Genomic DNA, 15273 nt, shown 5'->3' with positions numbered 1-15273 from the left:
CTACACCGCCACGCCAGTTCAGTCTCATGGCTACCGCTTGCATAGCCGCTCTTTCCAAACGGAGATTTTGGATGCACAGCAAGCGCGAACAGTGGGCGGAGCATGTGCAAGCGTGGCGCGTCAATGGGCTGAGCCAGGTGGCGTGGTGTCGTGAGCAGGGGCTGTCGCTGGCCAGTTTCGGGTATTGGCGGCGCAGGCTGGCCAAAGGCCCCGTGGCGCCCGCCGGGGAGTTGCCGCTGCGCGTGCAGCCGGTTGCCGCGCCGGATTCGGCTGCCACCGTGCAGTTGCACCTGGCCGGCGGGATGCGGCTGTCGCTGGTGCAGGTCGATCCGGCGTGGCTGGTCGGGCTACTGCGTGCGCTGGGCGCATGCTGAGCCTGCAGCGCTGGTGGCTGGTCACCGCGCCCACGGACCTGCGCTGCGGCATCGACCGGCTGCTGCTGGCGGCGCAAACGGCGATGCATCGGACCCCGGCAGAGGGCGAGGCCTACGTGTTCGCCAATCGCGCTGCCACGCGGATCAAGCTGCTGTGCTGCGACCGCCCGGGGGCAGTTTGCCTGACTGTGCGCGGGCGTGGACTGGCAGCGGCTGTCTATCCCGCCGATGGCAGGTGCCAAGGCGCTGTAACAGTGGCATGCTGACGGCATGGATCGACGCGCTGCCGCTGCCATCGACGACCCGTCGGCGCTGCGTGCGCCGCTGCTGGCGATGCAGTCCCAGCGCGATGCGGCACTGGCTGCGCATGGTGCGATGAACGCGACGCCTCGTTCGACGAGCGCGACCAGGCGCTGCAGACCATCGCCCACCAATCTGCGCAGCTAGACGCCCCGTGACGCCCGCATCTAGGCCCTGGACCCGCGCCATCCAGGTGCGCGAGACCCAGAACGCGGCGCTGACCGCCGAGATCGCCCGTCTCAAGCGCCTGCAGTTCGCAGCGCGCACCAAACGCATGGATCCGGACCCGCGCCAGCTGTTCGAGCAGACCCTGGCCGCCGACATCGCCGCAGTGGAGCGCAGCTGGCGGCCATGATCATCGAGCGCGGCCAGGCCGATGCCAGCGTGCTGGCCCAAGTGGCCATCGCCAAGTAGTCGTCTCTGAAAAATCCATCAAATTATTTTCGCAAAAGATATCTAGTCAGTGAATTTATGTCAGGCAGCAACCAAATGCTTTATGAACTGGGTTGAATTGTCATTTAGAATGACGGCACCAAGCAAAGCATCTGAATTGCGATTCGCGCATGTTTCATTGAATTCCACGGGGATTCCTTCACTCTCGAATAGACGCTCCAGCGCCTCTGCCGTGCTCACTGAGAAATCACCGTCTCGATCTCCTCCATACATTGCGACGCGCATTGTCAGGCCATTGGCCCTGACGTCATATATATAATCGCGGATGGACGCTATAACGTTTTCCGGCAGCAAGTCTTCGTGATTAAAAGGTAGGAGATGGAATACTCGAACTTGCGCGCCCGGCATGCGTTCGCCTGTGTAATAATCTATTTTCTCCGCAGCGCATGCGACCGCAATACAGGCAGTCATATTGTCGGTGACTACAGGCATGTTCACTTGACTGGTTCCAGTGCTGTAAAGGTGCCGTGTTCCTTCATGGTTAGGTGTCAGGCCGTTGAATCCTGCTACTTTGACTGTAGTTGAACTATCTATCTCAAAGCTATACGGGGATCCCGCATCAACACCGTCCACGCGAACCCGCGGGAACAAAGATCCGCTACGATCTTTTATTGAATTACCGGGGTGTCCTCTTTCTGCTTGATAGTCAGCTATAGGAACTTGTCTTAGCGTATATTCTCCGCCTCGCCTCGCCCGTCGATGATGAGATAATCTTGGCGGGCGCCCGCTTAGACCATCGAATGCTCCTGCATTTGAAGCTGCTGGTTGATGAGAGGAAGATGAGGGTGATCCTAGATCCGCCTCTGTGGCGTGGGTTGTATAACGCGCAGGTGACCCTGCCACGCTCGGCTTTGAATTGCATAGACCCATGTCGATCTCCTGCAGTGACTGTAGAAGCAAGTTTGGCGGGGGAGCGCTTCGCTTCGCTTCACCTCACCGAAGTCCTGGCTGGGACGACGAAGGCATACGGGATGACCGGTGCCTTCCCCCGAAACGGCTGATCATCTGCCTGCCGGCATTGCACCGGCTGAGATGGCCTTTTCGGATTCGCCGACGGAGTGCGCTGGCCGCAGCTGCGCCAGGAGTTGTTCCAGCGTGCTCAGTCGTACCGTGGCCCGCAAGGTGTCCGCCTCGGCGTGTTCCCGGCGCTGGCGCTCTTCGACCAGTTCGGTCCGCGCCGCCGACAGTTCGGTGCGCACGCCTTCCAGCGCGTGGACATCGTCGGTCCAGCGCACCTGCAGGGCTTGGTGCTCGGCGGCCGCCAGGCGCAGCGCGTCGCGCTCGCGTTGCTGGGCGTCGGCCCACTGGCGTGCCTGCGCCAGTTCCCGCTCCAGCCGGGTCTGGCGTTCCAGCCACTGGCCGTTTTCCCGGTTGAGCTGCATCAGGTCGTGGTTCTTGGCGGTCAGCGCCTCGTTGGCCTGTCGTAGGGCGACCTGCAGCTCTTGCACCTGGTGCGCGTGCCGGCGCTGTTCCTGCTCGCGCTGGTCCTTGACCGAGGTGCGGTAGTGCTCCAGGGCTTCCCTGGCGTGTTCGTGCTTGTGTTCCAACGATTTCGCATGGGCGTCGTGCTCGGCCAATCGCGCCGTGAGGCCCGCGATCCGCTCCTCCAGCTGGGCCAGTTCGGTGGTGCGGCGGGCCACTTCGCTCCTGGCGGCGTCGCCCGCCTCGCGTTCGGCCTGCAGGGCGCTCTCGCAGCGTTGCAGCTGCGTCCTGAGTGAGCCGGCCTCCCGCCGGGCCTGCTCCAGCGCTTGGGTGCGTTCCTGCAGCTGCGCCTGGAAGCGCGCCTGGGCCTGCGCAACGACCGTGTCGGCCTCGCTGTGCAACCGCTCGGCGAGGCGGGCGATGAGGTCTTGAAGTGCGTCGCTCACGGCCATCTTCGCGCCAACGCCTTGCCCTTCCTCCTCTTCCAACTCCCTCAGATAACGGTGGATGGTGGTCTTGGACCCCGTGTTGCCCAGCGCCACCCGCACCGCGTCCACGGACGGATGCGTGCCCGTGGCGCGCAGGCGATCGCGGGCGCGTTGCACATCGCTTTTGTACAACCCAGACCGTGCCATCCGGCACTCCACGTATTTCGTAACGTATTACATACCATGTAATTACATACTCCTCAACGCATTAAACGGACCGTCGATAGGCGCTGAGCTCACGCGGGATAATCTGGAATTATCCCGCGTAATCCCGATTTTTCAACTATGCTCGAACGCGGGCCGGTACACCCCGGCCCATCAGGCGACTCGGAGGGGCCGATGATCAGCGTTGGGCAGTACCTGGAAGCCGCCACCCGACCCAACACCGAACGCGCTTACGCTGCGGCAACACGCCATTTCGAGGTCGAGTGGGGCGGCCACCTGCCGGCCACCGCCGACAACGTGGCGCGCTACCTTGCCGCCTATGCCGGGCGACTGGCGCTCAACACGCTCAGGCACCGACTCGCAGCACTGGCGCAGTGGCACCAGGCGCACGGTTTTGCCGACCCCACGCGGGCGCCGGTGGTGCGCCAAGTGCTCAAGGGCATCCAGACCCTGCACCCGAGCCTCGAAAAACGCGCCACGCCCCTGCAACTTACCCAGCTGGGCCAGGTCACGACGTGGCTGGAAGACGCTGCGGCTGCGGCCCACTCTCGCGGCGATCGCGCCGCAGAGCTGCGGCATCTGCGCGATCGCGCCTTGCTGCTGCTCGGCTTCTGGCGCGGCTTCCGCGGCGATGAACTCACCCGTCTCCAGGTGAACCACCTGCGCCTGGTGCCGGGCGAAGGCATGACCTGCTTCCTGCCGCACAGCAAGAGCGATCGCCAGCACGCCGGCACCACCTACAAGGTCCCGGCGCTGTCGCGCTGGTGCCCGGTGGCTGCGACGTCGCGCTGGATCGCGGTGGCCGCGTTGACCGACGGCCCGGTGTTCCGTGCAATCGACCAGTGGGGTGGTCTCGCCGACACCGCCTTGCACCCCAATAGTCTGGTGCCGCTGCTCCGGCGCATCTTCGGTGAGGCCGGCTTGGCGTCACCGAATACCTACAGTGGGCATTCGTTGCGGCGCGGCTTCGCCGGCTGGGCCAACGCCAACGGCTGGGACGTGAAGGCCCTGATGGAATACGTCGGCTGGCGCGATGTGCACTCGGCGATGCGTTACATTGATGGGGGCGATCCTTTCGCACGCCGGCGCATCGAAGCCAGTCTGCCGGAAGCGCCCGCGCTGCCAAGGCCTGCAACGACCTGAGGGGCTGGATGGCGTCGATCGAACGGACCGCATACCCGCAGTTCAAGCGCAACCCGGTCGTCCGCGAACTGGTTGCGGCCTACACGCCAACCGACGCTGAGGTGGCCTTCGTTGCCGAGTACACCCGGCAGCCTGCGCACCGCCTGACGCTGACGATCCTGCTCAAGACCTTCCAGCGGCTGGGGTATTTCCCCGTGTTGGACGAAGTCCCGCCGGCGGTGATGCGCCATATCCGCAGCGCGCTGAAACTGCGCGTGCAGGTCAAGCCAGCGAATCTTGCCAACGCCTCGCGCTATCGCTACTACCGTCGGATCCGTCAATTCCTGCAGGTCCGGGCCTACAGCGACGGCGGGCTGAAGATTTCAGCACGCGCGGTATACGAAGCCGCTGCGGTGATGGATAACCCGGCAGACCTGATCAACGTAGCCATCGAACAGCTCGTGCGTGATCGCGTCGAGCTGCCGGCGTTCTCCACACTGGATCGCCTGACCCGGCGCATCCGCACGCTGGTCAACGGGCGCTATTTCGCCCAGATCAGGGCTCAACTGACCGTCGACGAAAAACAGCGCCTTGAAGACCTTCTGCAGGTCGAAGAGGGGCGCCAGAAGAGCCCACTACATGCGATCAAGCGCCTGCCCAAGCGCTCTTCGCTGCAGCATTTCCAGGAGTTGATCGACCATATCGCCGAACTGGGCGAATTGGTCGGCAGCGAGTTGCACCTGGCGGGCATCCCGGAGGTCAAGCGCAAGCACTTCGCCGCCGAGGCACGGGCATTGGATGCTTCTGAGCTGCGCAAGTTTCGGGCCGCCAAGCGCTACGCCGTACTGGTGTGCTTGATCCACCGGGCCCGGGTCCAGACGCGCGACGATCTCGCGGAGATGTTCATCAAGCGCATGGGGAACATCCACAACCGGGGCCGAGAGGAACTGGAGCGGCTGAGGGCGCGCTATCGCGAGAAGACCGAAGCGATCGTGGCGACGATGTCGGATGTGGTCCGCGTCCTCGACCATCATCGCGGCGACACCGAGGCGGGGCGTGAAATTCGCCGCCTGGTCAACGCCCATGGTGGCGTGCAGACGTTGCAGGCCGACTGCAACGCCATTGCGGCGCATAGTGGCGACAATCACTTGCCGCTGCTGTGGCCGTTCTATAAAAGTCACCGCTCCACCATCCTGCGGATGGTGCGTAGGCTGGACTTGGCCTCGACCACGGAGGACCGCTCGCTGATCGACGCGATCGAGCTGATCCTGACGCAGGAACGAACCCGCAGCGATTGGTTGGACGAAGCGGTCGATCTGGCGTTCACCACCCAGCTTTGGCGCAAGACCATCGTCCATCGCACCGAACGAGGCGAGGAGCGCATCCACCGGCGTCTGTTCGAGGTTTGTGTGTTCTCATCGCTGGCCAACGAACTGAAATCGGGCGACGTGGCTGTGCGCGGATCGGAAACCTACGCCGACTACCGCGAGCAGTTGCTGCCGTGGGAGCAGTGCGAGCCTCTGTTGGAGGATTACTGCAAGCACGTGGGGCTGCCGGCCACGGCCGTGGGCTTCGTCAATGCCTTGCAATCGCGCCTGACGCAAGTCGCCGAGCTGACCGATCAGGGCTATCTGGAGAACGGCCAAGTGGTCATCGGCGAGGATGGCATTCCGGTACTCAAGCGCAGCAAGACCAAGGAGATGAGCTGCGGGGCCCGTGCCCTGGAAACCGCCGTCCTCGACCGCATGCGCGAACGCAGCGTCATCGAGATCCTGTGCGATGTGGCCCACTGGACGCGCTGGCCCCGGCACTTCGGTCCTCTGTCCGGCTCGGACGCCAAGATCGAGCAACCGACCGAGCGCTACGTCCTCACCGCCTTCACCTATGGTTGCAACCTCGGACCGGCCCAGGCTGCCCGACACCTGCGTGGCGCCGTCTCGGCACACATGCTGTCGTTCGTCAACCGCCGGCATGTGGATGCCAACAAACTGGCGGCGGCCTGTCGGGACATCATCAACAGCTACGCCGGCCTGCAGCTCCCCAAATGCTGGGGCGATGGCAAGAGCGCAGCCGCCGACGGCACCAAGTACGACCTCTACGACCAGAATCTGCTCGCTTCGTACCACATCCGCTATGGCGGCTACGGCGGCATCGCCTATCACCACGTGTCCGATACGTACGTCGCGCTGTTCAGCCACTTCATTCCGTGCGGTGTCTGGGAGGCGGTCTATATCATCGATGGCCTGCTGAAGAACACCTCCGACATCCAGCCTGACACCGTCCACGCCGACACGCAGGGGCAGTCGCTGCCGGTGTTCGGCCTTTCGCATCTGCTGGGCATCCAGCTGATGCCGCGCATCCGCAACTGGCGCGAATACAAGTTCTTCCGCCCCGATGAGGACATTCGTTACGAACACATCGATGCGCTGTTCCGGGACACTGTCGACTGGGATCTGATCGAGACCCACTGGAAAGACCTGATGCAGGTCGTGCTCTCGATCAAGACCGGCAAGATCGCGGCCTCGACGTTGATGCGCAAGCTGGGCAACTACAGCCGCAAGAACCGGCTGTACCAAGCCTTCAAGGCACTCGGTTCGGCCGTGCGCACCTTGTTCCTGCTGCAGTACATCTCCAACCGCGAGTTGCGCGAACAGATCACCGCCTCGACCAACAAGGTGGAGGCCTACAACGGCTTCGCAAAGTATTTCTTCTTCGGCGGGGAAGGAGTGATTGCCGACAATGACCCCGTTGAGCAGGAGAAGGCCGTCCAATACAACGACCTGGTCTCCAATGCCGTCATCTTCTACAACGTGGTCGAACAGACCCGAATCATGACGTCTCTGATGCGGCAGGGGTGGAAGATCACGCGGGAGGACGTGGCGTTCCTCAGCCCGTACGTGACCAGCCATGTAAAGCGCTTCGGGGATTACCTGATTGATGTGGAGGCGGTCCCGGAACCGTACGAGACTGAACTGGCATTAGTCGTGTAATTTTGTTGCGCTAAAATATCCGCTAACTCACTGATGCAATGGATGAAATCCAATCTTGTGAGCTATTTTTACACGTATGTCGGCTGAACCCCTAGATTCATCCCAACAACTCGGCCATGGCCACGATGCGGCGCGCCACTTCGGCCAGTTTGACGCCCTGCTTCATCGCCTGCTGGCGTAATGCGGCATAGGCATCGGCCTCGCTCAGGCCACGTTTTTCCATCAGCAAGCCCTTCGCACGGTCGATCTGCTTGCGGTCCTGCAGCGCCTGCTGGACCTCGTCCAGGCGCTTGCGCATGCTGCTTTCCTGCGCAAAACGGGCCAGCGCCACCTGCACGATCGGCGCCAACCGCGCAGGCGCCAAGCCATCCACCACGTACGCCGTCACGCCCGCGCCGACCGCTGCATGGATCAACGCATCGTCGCCATCGCCGGAGAACATCACCACCGGCCGCGGCGCATGCGCATGCAACATCGACAGCTGCTCCAAGGTATCGCGGGAAGGCGAATCCACGTCGATCACCACCACATCCGGCTGCTGGCGTTGCACGGCATGCAGCAGCGCGCTGACCGAGGCCACGTCATCGAGCACCGTGTAGCCGGCGCGCGTCAGTGCCTGGCGCAGTTCGCCGATCGGCTTTTCGGTATCGTTGACCAGCAAAACACGCATTGACAGCAGCGAGGCATGGACGTGGCCTGATGGTGCCATGCAACATGCCGCTCGTGCGAGCCATCTTTTCGGAGTGTCCGATGCCGTTGTTCCCGTTGTTCGCCAACCTGCAGGGGCGCGCCGTGCTGGTGATCGGTGGCGGCGAAGTCGCCACACGCAAGGTGCTGGCGCTGCTGAAGGCGCAGGCGCACATCCGACTGTATGCGCATGCGCTTTCGCCCGAACTTGCCCAGTTGCTGCAGGCCGGGCGCTTCGAGCAAATGACAGGCGAGTTCGATCCTGCCTGGATCGACACCGTGTGGCTGGTCGTCGCCGCCACCGATGATGTGGATCTGAATCAACGTGTGGCCGCAGCGGCCGGCGCACGCCAGCGTCTGGTCAATGTCGTGGACGATGCCGAGCTCTCCACCTACCAGGTGCCGGCCATTGTCGACCGCGATCCGCTGGTGATTGCGATTTCGTCGGCGGGCGCGGCGCCGATGCTGGCGCGCCGACTGCGCGAGCGACTGGAGCGCGAACTGCATGCGTCGGTCGGTACGCTGGCGGCCTTGTTCGCCCGGCACCGCGAGCGCATTCGTCAGCAGTTGCCGGACATGAACCGGCGGCGCCGCTGGTTCGACCAGGTGATCGACGGGAAGGTGCCGCAATTGCTGCAGGCCGGCGATACCGTCGCCGCCGAAGCCGCCTTTGCCGCTGCGTTGGACGCGGTGGACAGCGTTCCGGCGCGCGGCAGCGTGCAATGGGTCGGTGCCGGCCCGGGCGATCCCGGCCTGCTCACGCTCAATGCCTTGCGTGCCCTGAACCTGGCCGACGTGCTGCTGCTGGCGTCGGACGTGCCCGCCGCGGTGGTGGAACTGGCGCGCCGGGACGCGCAACGGCGCGCCTGGCCGGAGACGCCGGGCGCGCAGCAGGCCGCCGTAGTGGAGTTGGTCGGCGCCGGGCTGCAGGTCGTGGTCCTGCGCATGGGCAGCGGCGATGCCATCCCGGCGGAGCTGGACGCCGCGCTGCACGCGCAGGGCATCCTGTCGGTGCGGGTTCCGGGCTTGCCGCTCCGCTAGATTTTTCCAAGCGCGTTGCCGGATTCGACGCGCTTGAACGCGACTGCCTACCGCGCCAGCAACGCTCGGCGCGCCGTGTCCTGCTGCCAACCCGTGCGTTCGACACACCGATCGCCGGAGCACCCGCCGATACCATCCCAGGGAAATGACGGCCCGCGGCCGCGCAATGGCGCTCGACTGCTACCCGCCGGCGCATGCCATCGGCACCGCGTCACGGCGTGCAGCAAGCCAGGCAACGCCAGCGTGACCGATTTCACCCCCTGCCTGGCCGAAAAAGTCCCCAGCACGGCGCGCGCATCCGCCTACAGTCGAGCACGTCATCCCGGTTCGGACATCGCCACACCATGCAGACGCCTTCGCCGTCCCAGACGTTCCCGCTCGACCGCAGCGATGCGGTCTGCATCATCGGTGCTGGCCCGGGTGGGCTCAGTGCGGCACGCGCGCTCAAGGCGCAGGGGCTGGACTACGACCAGTTCGAACGCCACGGCGACCTGGGCGGGATTTGGGACGTCAGCAACCCCGGCTCGCCGATCTACGACTCCACCCATTTCATTTCCTCGCGCGATCTGTCGGCCTTCATCGGCCATCCCATGCCGCGCCAATACCCCGACTACCCGTCGCATCGGCAGATCCTGGCCTACCTGCGCAGCTTTGCCGAGACGTTCGGTCTGCGCGAGAAGATCCAGTTCGACACCGCCGTCCTGCGCATCGACAAACAGCCGGACGGGCGCTGGCAGGTGACGTTGGCCGATGGCTCGCAGCGCCTCTACGGCGCGGTGATCTGCGCGTCGGGCGTCAACTGGGACCCCAGCATGCCGCAATTGCCGGGCCACTTCGATGGCGAGATCCGCCACTCGGTGAGTTTCCGGCATGGCGACGAATTTCGTGGCAAGCGCGTGCTGGTGCTGGGGGCCGGCAACTCCGGCGCGGACATCGCCTGCGAGGCGGCCATGCATGCGCAACGCGCCTTTCTGAGCGTGCGCCGCGGATATCACTTCATCCCCAAGCACCTGATGGGGATTCCGGTCGACCAGATCGCCGAAACCGGTCCGCACCTGCCCCTGTGGCTGGCACGCCCGATCTTTTCGGCCCTGCTGCGGCTGGTCAACGGAGACCTGGCCCGGCTGGGGTTGCCCAAGCCGGACCATCGCCTGTTCGAAAGTCACCCGCTGCTCAACGCCCAGCTGCTGCACCATCTCCAGCACGGCAACATCGCCGTCAAACCCGATATCGACCGACTGGACGGCAGGCACGTGGTGTTCAAGGACGGCAGCCGCGAGCAGATCGACCTGCTGCTGTGCGCCACCGGCTACCGCTGGAGCTGCCCGTATGCCAGCGAGTATTTCCTCTGGAACGGCGGACGCCCGCAGATGTACCTGTCGATGTTCAACCGCACGCATCGCAATCTGTTCGGGATCGGCTACCTGGAAACCAATTCCAGCGCGTACAAGCTGTTCGACACCCAGGCCCACATGATCGCGTCCTACCTGACCGCGCAGCGCCGCGATCCTGCCAGCGCACGCCGCTTCGATGCATTGATCGAAAACGATACACCGGACCTGTCCGGCGGCATCCGTTTCGTGGCATCGCAGCGCCACGCCGTCTACATCGAGGCGCATGCATTCAAACGCTATCTGCATCAGCTGCGCAGGCGATTGGGCTGGGGCGAACTGGGCGAACACATGTACGACGCGCTCAAGCTCGACGCCGGTGGCGATCCACGCATGCGCACTACCGCCACCGCACGGCTAGCCGACAGCGAGGTTGCCCATGGCTAAGCCGCAGGATCTGCGCGGCTGGAATGCGGTGATCACCGGCGGCGCCGGCGGGCTGGGACGCGCGACCGCCGCGCGCCTGATCCAGCGCGGCGTGCGCTGCCTGCTGGTGGATATCGATGCCGATGCACTGGCACGTGCGGTGCAGGCGCTGGGGCCGTTGGCGTGCGCGCAGGTGGCCGACCTGACCGATCCGGCCGCGCGCGACCGTCTCGCCGAGCGGCTCGACACGGATTGGGGCCAGTTGCAGCTGTTGGTCAACAATGCCGGCATCGTCGGCACCACGCCGTTCGAGCAGCGCACGCCGGCGTCGATCCGCGGCGAACTGGAGTTGAACCTGATGGCGCCGTTGTTGCTCACGCACCGGTTGCTGCCGCTGCTGCAGCGCAGTGGCGACGGGCGCGTGGTGAACATCGTCTCGCTGGGAGGCATGTTCCCGTTGCCGGAATCGACGGTCTACTCGGCCAGTAAGTTCGGGCTGCGCGGTGCCATGCTCTGCCTGGGACTGGACGGCGCACGCCTGGGCATTCGCGTCTCCATCGTCAACCCGTCGGCCACCGACACCCCGATGCTGATGCGCGAGGCCCTCAACGGCGGCAACAAGTTGCAGTTCATGGGCGCACCGAGCCGACGCCGTAGCGTGCGCTCGCTGCAATTGGCCTGGCGCGCCAGCTCCGGTTGCCGCGGCGCATGCTCGGCATCGCTGCGCAGCCGCAGTGCGATCGATTCGACCAACTCGTTGCGCGACGGCGGCCGCTGGATCAGGGTCTCCAGTTGTTGCCGCAACAGTCCGCAGGTGGTGCGGTCGTAGCCCGGCAACCGCGCGGCCAGCCACTTTGCCTCCAGCGTCATCCGGTTGCGGCCGGCGCCAAACCGCACCGGGCAGCGGAAAAAACGCGTGTAGATCTCCAGCGGGGCCGATCGCGCGAAGGCCAGTTCCACCGCGCGCGGTCGGATGTCCGGCCCCAGCATGCAGCGACTGACATTGAGGGCACCGGCAAAGGCTTCCTCGATGAGGTAAGGCTCGATCTCCAGGTCGAACACATGCGGCACCAGTTCGATGCAGGCTTCGGGGCCTTGCTGTGCGAACAGGTGCTGCATCATCGCCCCGGCTTCGTGCTGATGCCCCAGGCCATAGGCGATGGCTTCGCCGAAGGTTTCGCAGGTGAGCATGGCCAGCCCGGTCAGTCCCCATGACACCGGCCGTTGCCGCATGCCGGCCGCCAGGCCCATCGCCGGCTCGTCCAGCAGACGGCGTGCGCGCAGGATCAGCGCACGCACCTGCTGGTAGGACAGCAGCAGGTCGCGGTCGTGCAGGTCGCGGTCGGTGAATCCCAACCCCTTGCACAGCCGCTCCGGCGCGTGTCCTCGATCTTCGACCAGGCCCAGCAGCGAGCGCACGGTGTTGGGAACGATGTTGGCGGTGCGGCGGTTATCGGCCGGCGCCGGACGCGCGTTGCCGACCTCGGAGATGGGCTGTCTGCGTGTGACGGCCGCGCGCACACGCGGCATGCTCAGCAGTGCTCCGCAGAGCGTTCGCGTTCGCCGCGGTGCCAGCGTGCCGTGCAGCCAATAACGCCACCATGCAGCGCGTGCCATGTGGCGGTACAAGCCGGCCGGAGCCGAACGTCTTGCATGCGTTGCGTCCTCGCGACAATGCGGCCTCAACCGCTCGGCCGCACTTTAGCGCAAGTGATGGCGTGCAGGTCCAGCCAACAGCTGCCGGCGCGTCAAACCATCAGTCCCGCAACAAACGCTTGCGCGTGCTGTCGCGCACATCCACGTCGAAGGTGACCTGCAAGGTCATCGCCTCGGCATGCCCAGCGCCCGCATCGAAACTGAACTGAAGCCCGTCCCGGCGCGGTAGCTGGCGTGCGTGTTCCTCCAGCGCGTCGCGCGGGATCGCCAGTTGCCAATGATCGGTGGCGCAATTACATGCGGCGTGACCGCCGGTGAGGCTCACGCTGTGTCTCACCAACCGCGCGCCCTGCCCGCTCGGCAACCGGCTGAGATTGTCGACGCTACGCCCGGCCAGCAGGCTGGCCAGCTCGTCCTCGTCGATACGAAAGCGCAGATGTTGGCCTTCAATCTGGATTTTCATGGATCAGCCGGCTCCATTGCTCGGGCGTATTGCAATTGACGAACTCAGCGCGTTCGCTGGCAGTGACAGTCACGCGATGGCACTGCAGTGAATGCTGCAAGGCGCGCAGCGAGCGTGACGATGCAGCGCCCGCCATCAGCACCGTCAACGCCTCGCGCACGCTGGCATCCAGGCGCAGGCACATCGGCAGCATCTGGTCCTCGAAGGCCACACAGCAATGTTGCGACGGCGCAAGCAGCTTGCCCAGCAACGCGGCCGATAACAGCGGCATATCCACCGGCACCACCACCAGCGTGGTCGCGTCGGCCGCGCCCGCGATCACGCTTGCCAGCCCGCCGAGCGGGCCCAGATCGGGATGGACGTCGGCAATGCCGGCATATTCGGGCCGGTTGCCGCTGACCACCACGTGCTGCGCACCGGCCTGGCGCAGCAGCGCCTGCATCTGTTCCAGCAACGGACGTCCATGCCAGGGCAGTAAGGCCTTGTCCTGCCCCATGCGCGACGAACGTCCACCAGCCAGCACCACGCCCGTCCACGGCTGCTGCAGCGTCATGCGACAGCCCCGGGATGGGCGGCACCCACCGGCATGTTCATGGCGCGATGGCCGGCGCGGCCGGGTGCAGGTGGCCCAGGCCGAAGACCTCGGCATGCGTGCTCGCTGCGGCGCCTTCGTCCTGTGGCTCCAGCACTGCCCAGACGTTGGCCTGCAGCAACGGGGCCACACGAAAGGATTCCTGCTGCGGCAGGATCTGCACCGACAACGCGCCGGCCGCACTGCACAGCAGGCGTGCCCGCAGATGCTGCCGCCAGATCGGCCTGGCCTGCATCGGTGCCTCTAATGCGACGCGCACGCCATGCTCAACCGGCATGCCCAACAAACCGCGCAATGCCGGCTCGACGAAAAAGCGCAGACCGGCCGCGCTGGCCATCGGGTTGCCGGGCAACCCCATATACAGCGCGCCATCGCTAAAGCGTGCAAGCAGCACCGGTTTGCCCGGTCGCACTGCGACCTTATGAAACAGCACTTCGGCAGCGTGGCGTGCCAATGCCTCCGGGATGAAATCGTACCGACCACGCGAAACGGCGCCGGTGCTCAGGATGAGATCGGCACCGGCATGGCGGGCCTGTGCCAGTGACGCATCGAACGCAGCATCGTCGTCGCCTACCTGCCCACGCCACACGACATCGGCGCCGGCGGCACGCAACTGAGCCAGCAGATAACTGCTGGTGCCATCGCGGATCTGGCCCGGCTGCAGGGGTTGTGCAGGGTCGCCGATCAACTCGCGTCCAGTGGCGATCAAGGCCACGCGCGGCCGCCGCACCACCTGCACATGCGCGCAGCCCAGGCCGGCGAGCAGCATCAGATGCGCACCGCGCAGCATGGTGCCGGCGTCGATCACGCGATCGTGCAAGCGCACGTCTTCGCCGCGACGACGGATGTGCTGGCCCGCACGCACCGGCTGACACAGGCGGATGCGGCTGGGGCGCTCGCCGTCGTGCTCAAGGATCTGCACTTGCTCGATCGGCACTACCGCATCGGCACCCGGCGGCACGCCGGCGCCGGTCATGATTTCCCAGGCCGCACCGATCGCAGCCGCACCGGCGTCCTGCCCTGCCGCAACGGTACCGCTCACCACGTACTCGCGGTCTGCCAACGCACCCATCCCCGCGGTCGCCAATGCAAACCCATCCATTGCGCTGTTGTCGAAGGGCGGCAACTCGGCCTGGCTCGACAAGGCGTCGGCAAGCACGCGACCTTCGGCATCGGCGCTTGCCACCCACTCGCTGGCAAGGGGTGCGACGTGCGCGTGGACCAGCGCGAGTGCTTCGGCATAGCTGATCATGTGCAGGACAGTGCCGACCAATGGATGACCCGGCTAGGATACCGGCCCCTGGCGCAGCAGGTACAGGCGTGGCCGTGCGGGGCCGTCGTGTGTCCATCCGCCACATGATGGGCATCACCGTAGACACCACGCTTGAAGCTGCTCGAACGGTATGCAGACAGTGTGCGCTGCAAGGTTGCAGGCCTTCCTTGATCAACTGCACGCATGCAATTCGTCGACGTCGTGGGCTGGCTCGCCAGCATCATCCTGATCGCCACCTTGATCCGGCAGATCTACAAACAATGGCGCTCCGACGCCGCGCAGGGCGTCTCGCGCTGGTTGTTCCTCGGCCAGATCAGTGCTTCGGTGTTGTTCATCCTCTACAGCTATCTGGTTGGCAACGCGGTGTTTATCGTCAGTAATGTGCTGATCCTGCTGACGGCCCTGACCGGCTATGCATTGCAGCGGGTCAAGCGCCGCAGGCTGGAACGCGCAGCGTAGACAGGCTGCGTGGACTCCTGCCGGCCGGTCG

General features: G+C 65.0%; 13 protein-coding genes and 3 pseudogenes. 9 read left to right on the top strand and 7 right to left on the bottom strand.

What is annotated here, in order from left to right:
• The first annotated feature begins 71 nt into the window (after nucleotides 1-71).
• From tnpA to AC1POX_RS11250, 3 genes are all read left to right on the top strand, one after another.
• On the top strand, nucleotides 72-374 hold the full coding sequence (tnpA, locus tag AC1POX_RS11260; protein ID WP_005923977.1) for an IS66 family insertion sequence element accessory protein TnpA: 303 nt from the start codon (nucleotides 72-74) through the stop codon (nucleotides 372-374).
• Nucleotides 368-640 (top strand): IS66 family insertion sequence element accessory protein TnpB, encoded by a 273-nt coding sequence (gene tnpB, locus AC1POX_RS11255; protein WP_005918020.1) that lies wholly within the window; start codon nucleotides 368-370, stop codon nucleotides 638-640. Before tnpA ends, tnpB begins: the two co-directional genes overlap by 7 nt.
• 188 nt (nucleotides 641-828) lie before the next feature.
• Nucleotides 829-1029, top strand: coding sequence for a transposase (locus AC1POX_RS11250; RefSeq protein WP_005934416.1), 201 nt, complete (start codon nucleotides 829-831; stop codon nucleotides 1027-1029).
• Between the two features lie 119 nt (nucleotides 1030-1148).
• Here AC1POX_RS11250 and xopAF read toward each other — a convergent pair whose 3' ends face one another.
• Both xopAF and AC1POX_RS11240 read right to left on the bottom strand, forming a co-directional pair.
• On the bottom strand, nucleotides 1149-1997 hold the full coding sequence (xopAF, locus tag AC1POX_RS11245) for a XopAF/AvrXv3 family type III secretion system effector (protein WP_015472934.1): 849 nt from the start codon (nucleotides 1995-1997) through the stop codon (nucleotides 1149-1151).
• A gap of 131 nt (nucleotides 1998-2128) precedes the next feature.
• Entirely contained in the window at nucleotides 2129-3184 is a 1056-nt protein-coding gene (locus AC1POX_RS11240; RefSeq protein WP_372357165.1) for a DNA-binding protein, read from the bottom strand.
• Nucleotides 3185-3376: 192 nt separating this feature from the next.
• Between AC1POX_RS11240 and AC1POX_RS11235 the strand changes: the two are divergent.
• Nucleotides 3377-4333 (top strand): annotated as a pseudogene (locus tag AC1POX_RS11235) (site-specific integrase); the annotation flags it as partial.
• 20 nt (nucleotides 4334-4353) lie between these two features.
• Nucleotides 4354-7314, top strand: a complete 2961-nt coding sequence (locus tag AC1POX_RS11230; RefSeq protein ID WP_372356164.1) for a Tn3 family transposase — start codon at nucleotides 4354-4356, stop codon at nucleotides 7312-7314.
• 97 nt (nucleotides 7315-7411) lie between these two features.
• Here AC1POX_RS11230 and AC1POX_RS11225 read toward each other — a convergent pair whose 3' ends face one another.
• Entirely contained in the window at nucleotides 7412-7984 is a 573-nt protein-coding gene (locus AC1POX_RS11225) for an ANTAR domain-containing response regulator (RefSeq protein WP_008575394.1), read from the bottom strand.
• A gap of 80 nt (nucleotides 7985-8064) precedes the next feature.
• Between AC1POX_RS11225 and AC1POX_RS11220 the strand changes: the two genes are divergently transcribed.
• The 3 genes and pseudogenes from AC1POX_RS11220 to AC1POX_RS11210 all read left to right on the top strand — a co-directional run.
• Nucleotides 8065-9042, top strand: coding sequence for an NAD(P)-dependent oxidoreductase (locus AC1POX_RS11220; protein WP_372172591.1), 978 nt, complete (start codon nucleotides 8065-8067; stop codon nucleotides 9040-9042).
• A gap of 344 nt (nucleotides 9043-9386) precedes the next feature.
• Nucleotides 9387-10820 (top strand): flavin-containing monooxygenase, encoded by a 1434-nt coding sequence (locus AC1POX_RS11215; protein WP_338338538.1) that lies wholly within the window; start codon nucleotides 9387-9389, stop codon nucleotides 10818-10820.
• Nucleotides 10813-11448, top strand: a pseudogene (locus AC1POX_RS11210) (SDR family NAD(P)-dependent oxidoreductase); the annotation flags it as partial. The gene AC1POX_RS11215 and the pseudogene AC1POX_RS11210, both read left to right, overlap by 8 nt.
• Here AC1POX_RS11210 and AC1POX_RS11205 read toward each other — a convergent pair.
• From AC1POX_RS11205 to AC1POX_RS11190, 4 genes and pseudogenes are all read right to left on the bottom strand, one after another.
• Nucleotides 11436-12329: pseudogene (locus AC1POX_RS11205) on the bottom strand (AraC family transcriptional regulator); the annotation flags it as partial. The pseudogenes AC1POX_RS11210 and AC1POX_RS11205 sit on opposite strands and share 13 nt — an antisense overlap.
• Before the next feature lie 226 nt (nucleotides 12330-12555).
• Entirely contained in the window at nucleotides 12556-12918 is a 363-nt protein-coding gene (locus tag AC1POX_RS11200; RefSeq protein WP_008575384.1) for a hypothetical protein, read from the bottom strand.
• Nucleotides 12902-13471 (bottom strand): molybdenum cofactor guanylyltransferase, encoded by a 570-nt coding sequence (gene mobA / locus AC1POX_RS11195; protein ID WP_071117216.1) that lies wholly within the window; start codon nucleotides 13469-13471, stop codon nucleotides 12902-12904. The genes AC1POX_RS11200 and mobA overlap by 17 nt, the downstream gene beginning before the upstream one ends.
• A gap of 37 nt (nucleotides 13472-13508) precedes the next feature.
• A complete protein-coding gene (locus AC1POX_RS11190; protein WP_372356160.1) occupies nucleotides 13509-14783 on the bottom strand; it encodes a molybdopterin molybdotransferase MoeA in 1275 nt (424 codons plus the stop codon).
• Nucleotides 14784-14966: 183 nt separating this feature from the next.
• On the opposite strand from AC1POX_RS11190, the gene AC1POX_RS11185 reads away from it, so the two are divergent.
• Entirely contained in the window at nucleotides 14967-15242 is a 276-nt protein-coding gene (locus AC1POX_RS11185) for a PQ-loop domain-containing transporter (protein ID WP_031422621.1), read from the top strand.
• Nucleotides 15243-15273 lie beyond the last annotated feature (31 nt).

This window comes from Xanthomonas sp. NCPPB 3442, from assembly GCF_056725145.1.
This window is presented reverse-complemented; position numbering and strand designations above follow the sequence as displayed.

Coding starts and splice junctions, on each gene's coding strand:
- tnpB (WP_005918020.1), top strand. CDS start 368: ATGCTGAGCCTGCAGCGCTGGTGGCTGGTCACCGCGCCCACGGACCTG.
- AC1POX_RS11230 (WP_372356164.1), top strand. CDS start 4,354: ATGGCGTCGATCGAACGGACCGCATACCCGCAGTTCAAGCGCAACCCG.
- tnpA (WP_005923977.1), top strand. CDS start 72: ATGCACAGCAAGCGCGAACAGTGGGCGGAGCATGTGCAAGCGTGGCGC.
- AC1POX_RS11220 (WP_372172591.1), top strand. CDS start 8,065: ATGCCGTTGTTCCCGTTGTTCGCCAACCTGCAGGGGCGCGCCGTGCTG.
- AC1POX_RS11240 (WP_372357165.1), bottom strand. CDS start 3,184: ATGGCACGGTCTGGGTTGTACAAAAGCGATGTGCAACGCGCCCGCGAT.
- AC1POX_RS11225 (WP_008575394.1), bottom strand. CDS start 7,984: ATGCGTGTTTTGCTGGTCAACGATACCGAAAAGCCGATCGGCGAACTG.
- xopAF (WP_015472934.1), bottom strand. CDS start 1,997: ATGGGTCTATGCAATTCAAAGCCGAGCGTGGCAGGGTCACCTGCGCGT.
- AC1POX_RS11215 (WP_338338538.1), top strand. CDS start 9,387: ATGCAGACGCCTTCGCCGTCCCAGACGTTCCCGCTCGACCGCAGCGAT.
- AC1POX_RS11200 (WP_008575384.1), bottom strand. CDS start 12,918: ATGAAAATCCAGATTGAAGGCCAACATCTGCGCTTTCGTATCGACGAG.
- AC1POX_RS11185 (WP_031422621.1), top strand. CDS start 14,967: ATGCAATTCGTCGACGTCGTGGGCTGGCTCGCCAGCATCATCCTGATC.
- mobA (WP_071117216.1), bottom strand. CDS start 13,471: ATGACGCTGCAGCAGCCGTGGACGGGCGTGGTGCTGGCTGGTGGACGT.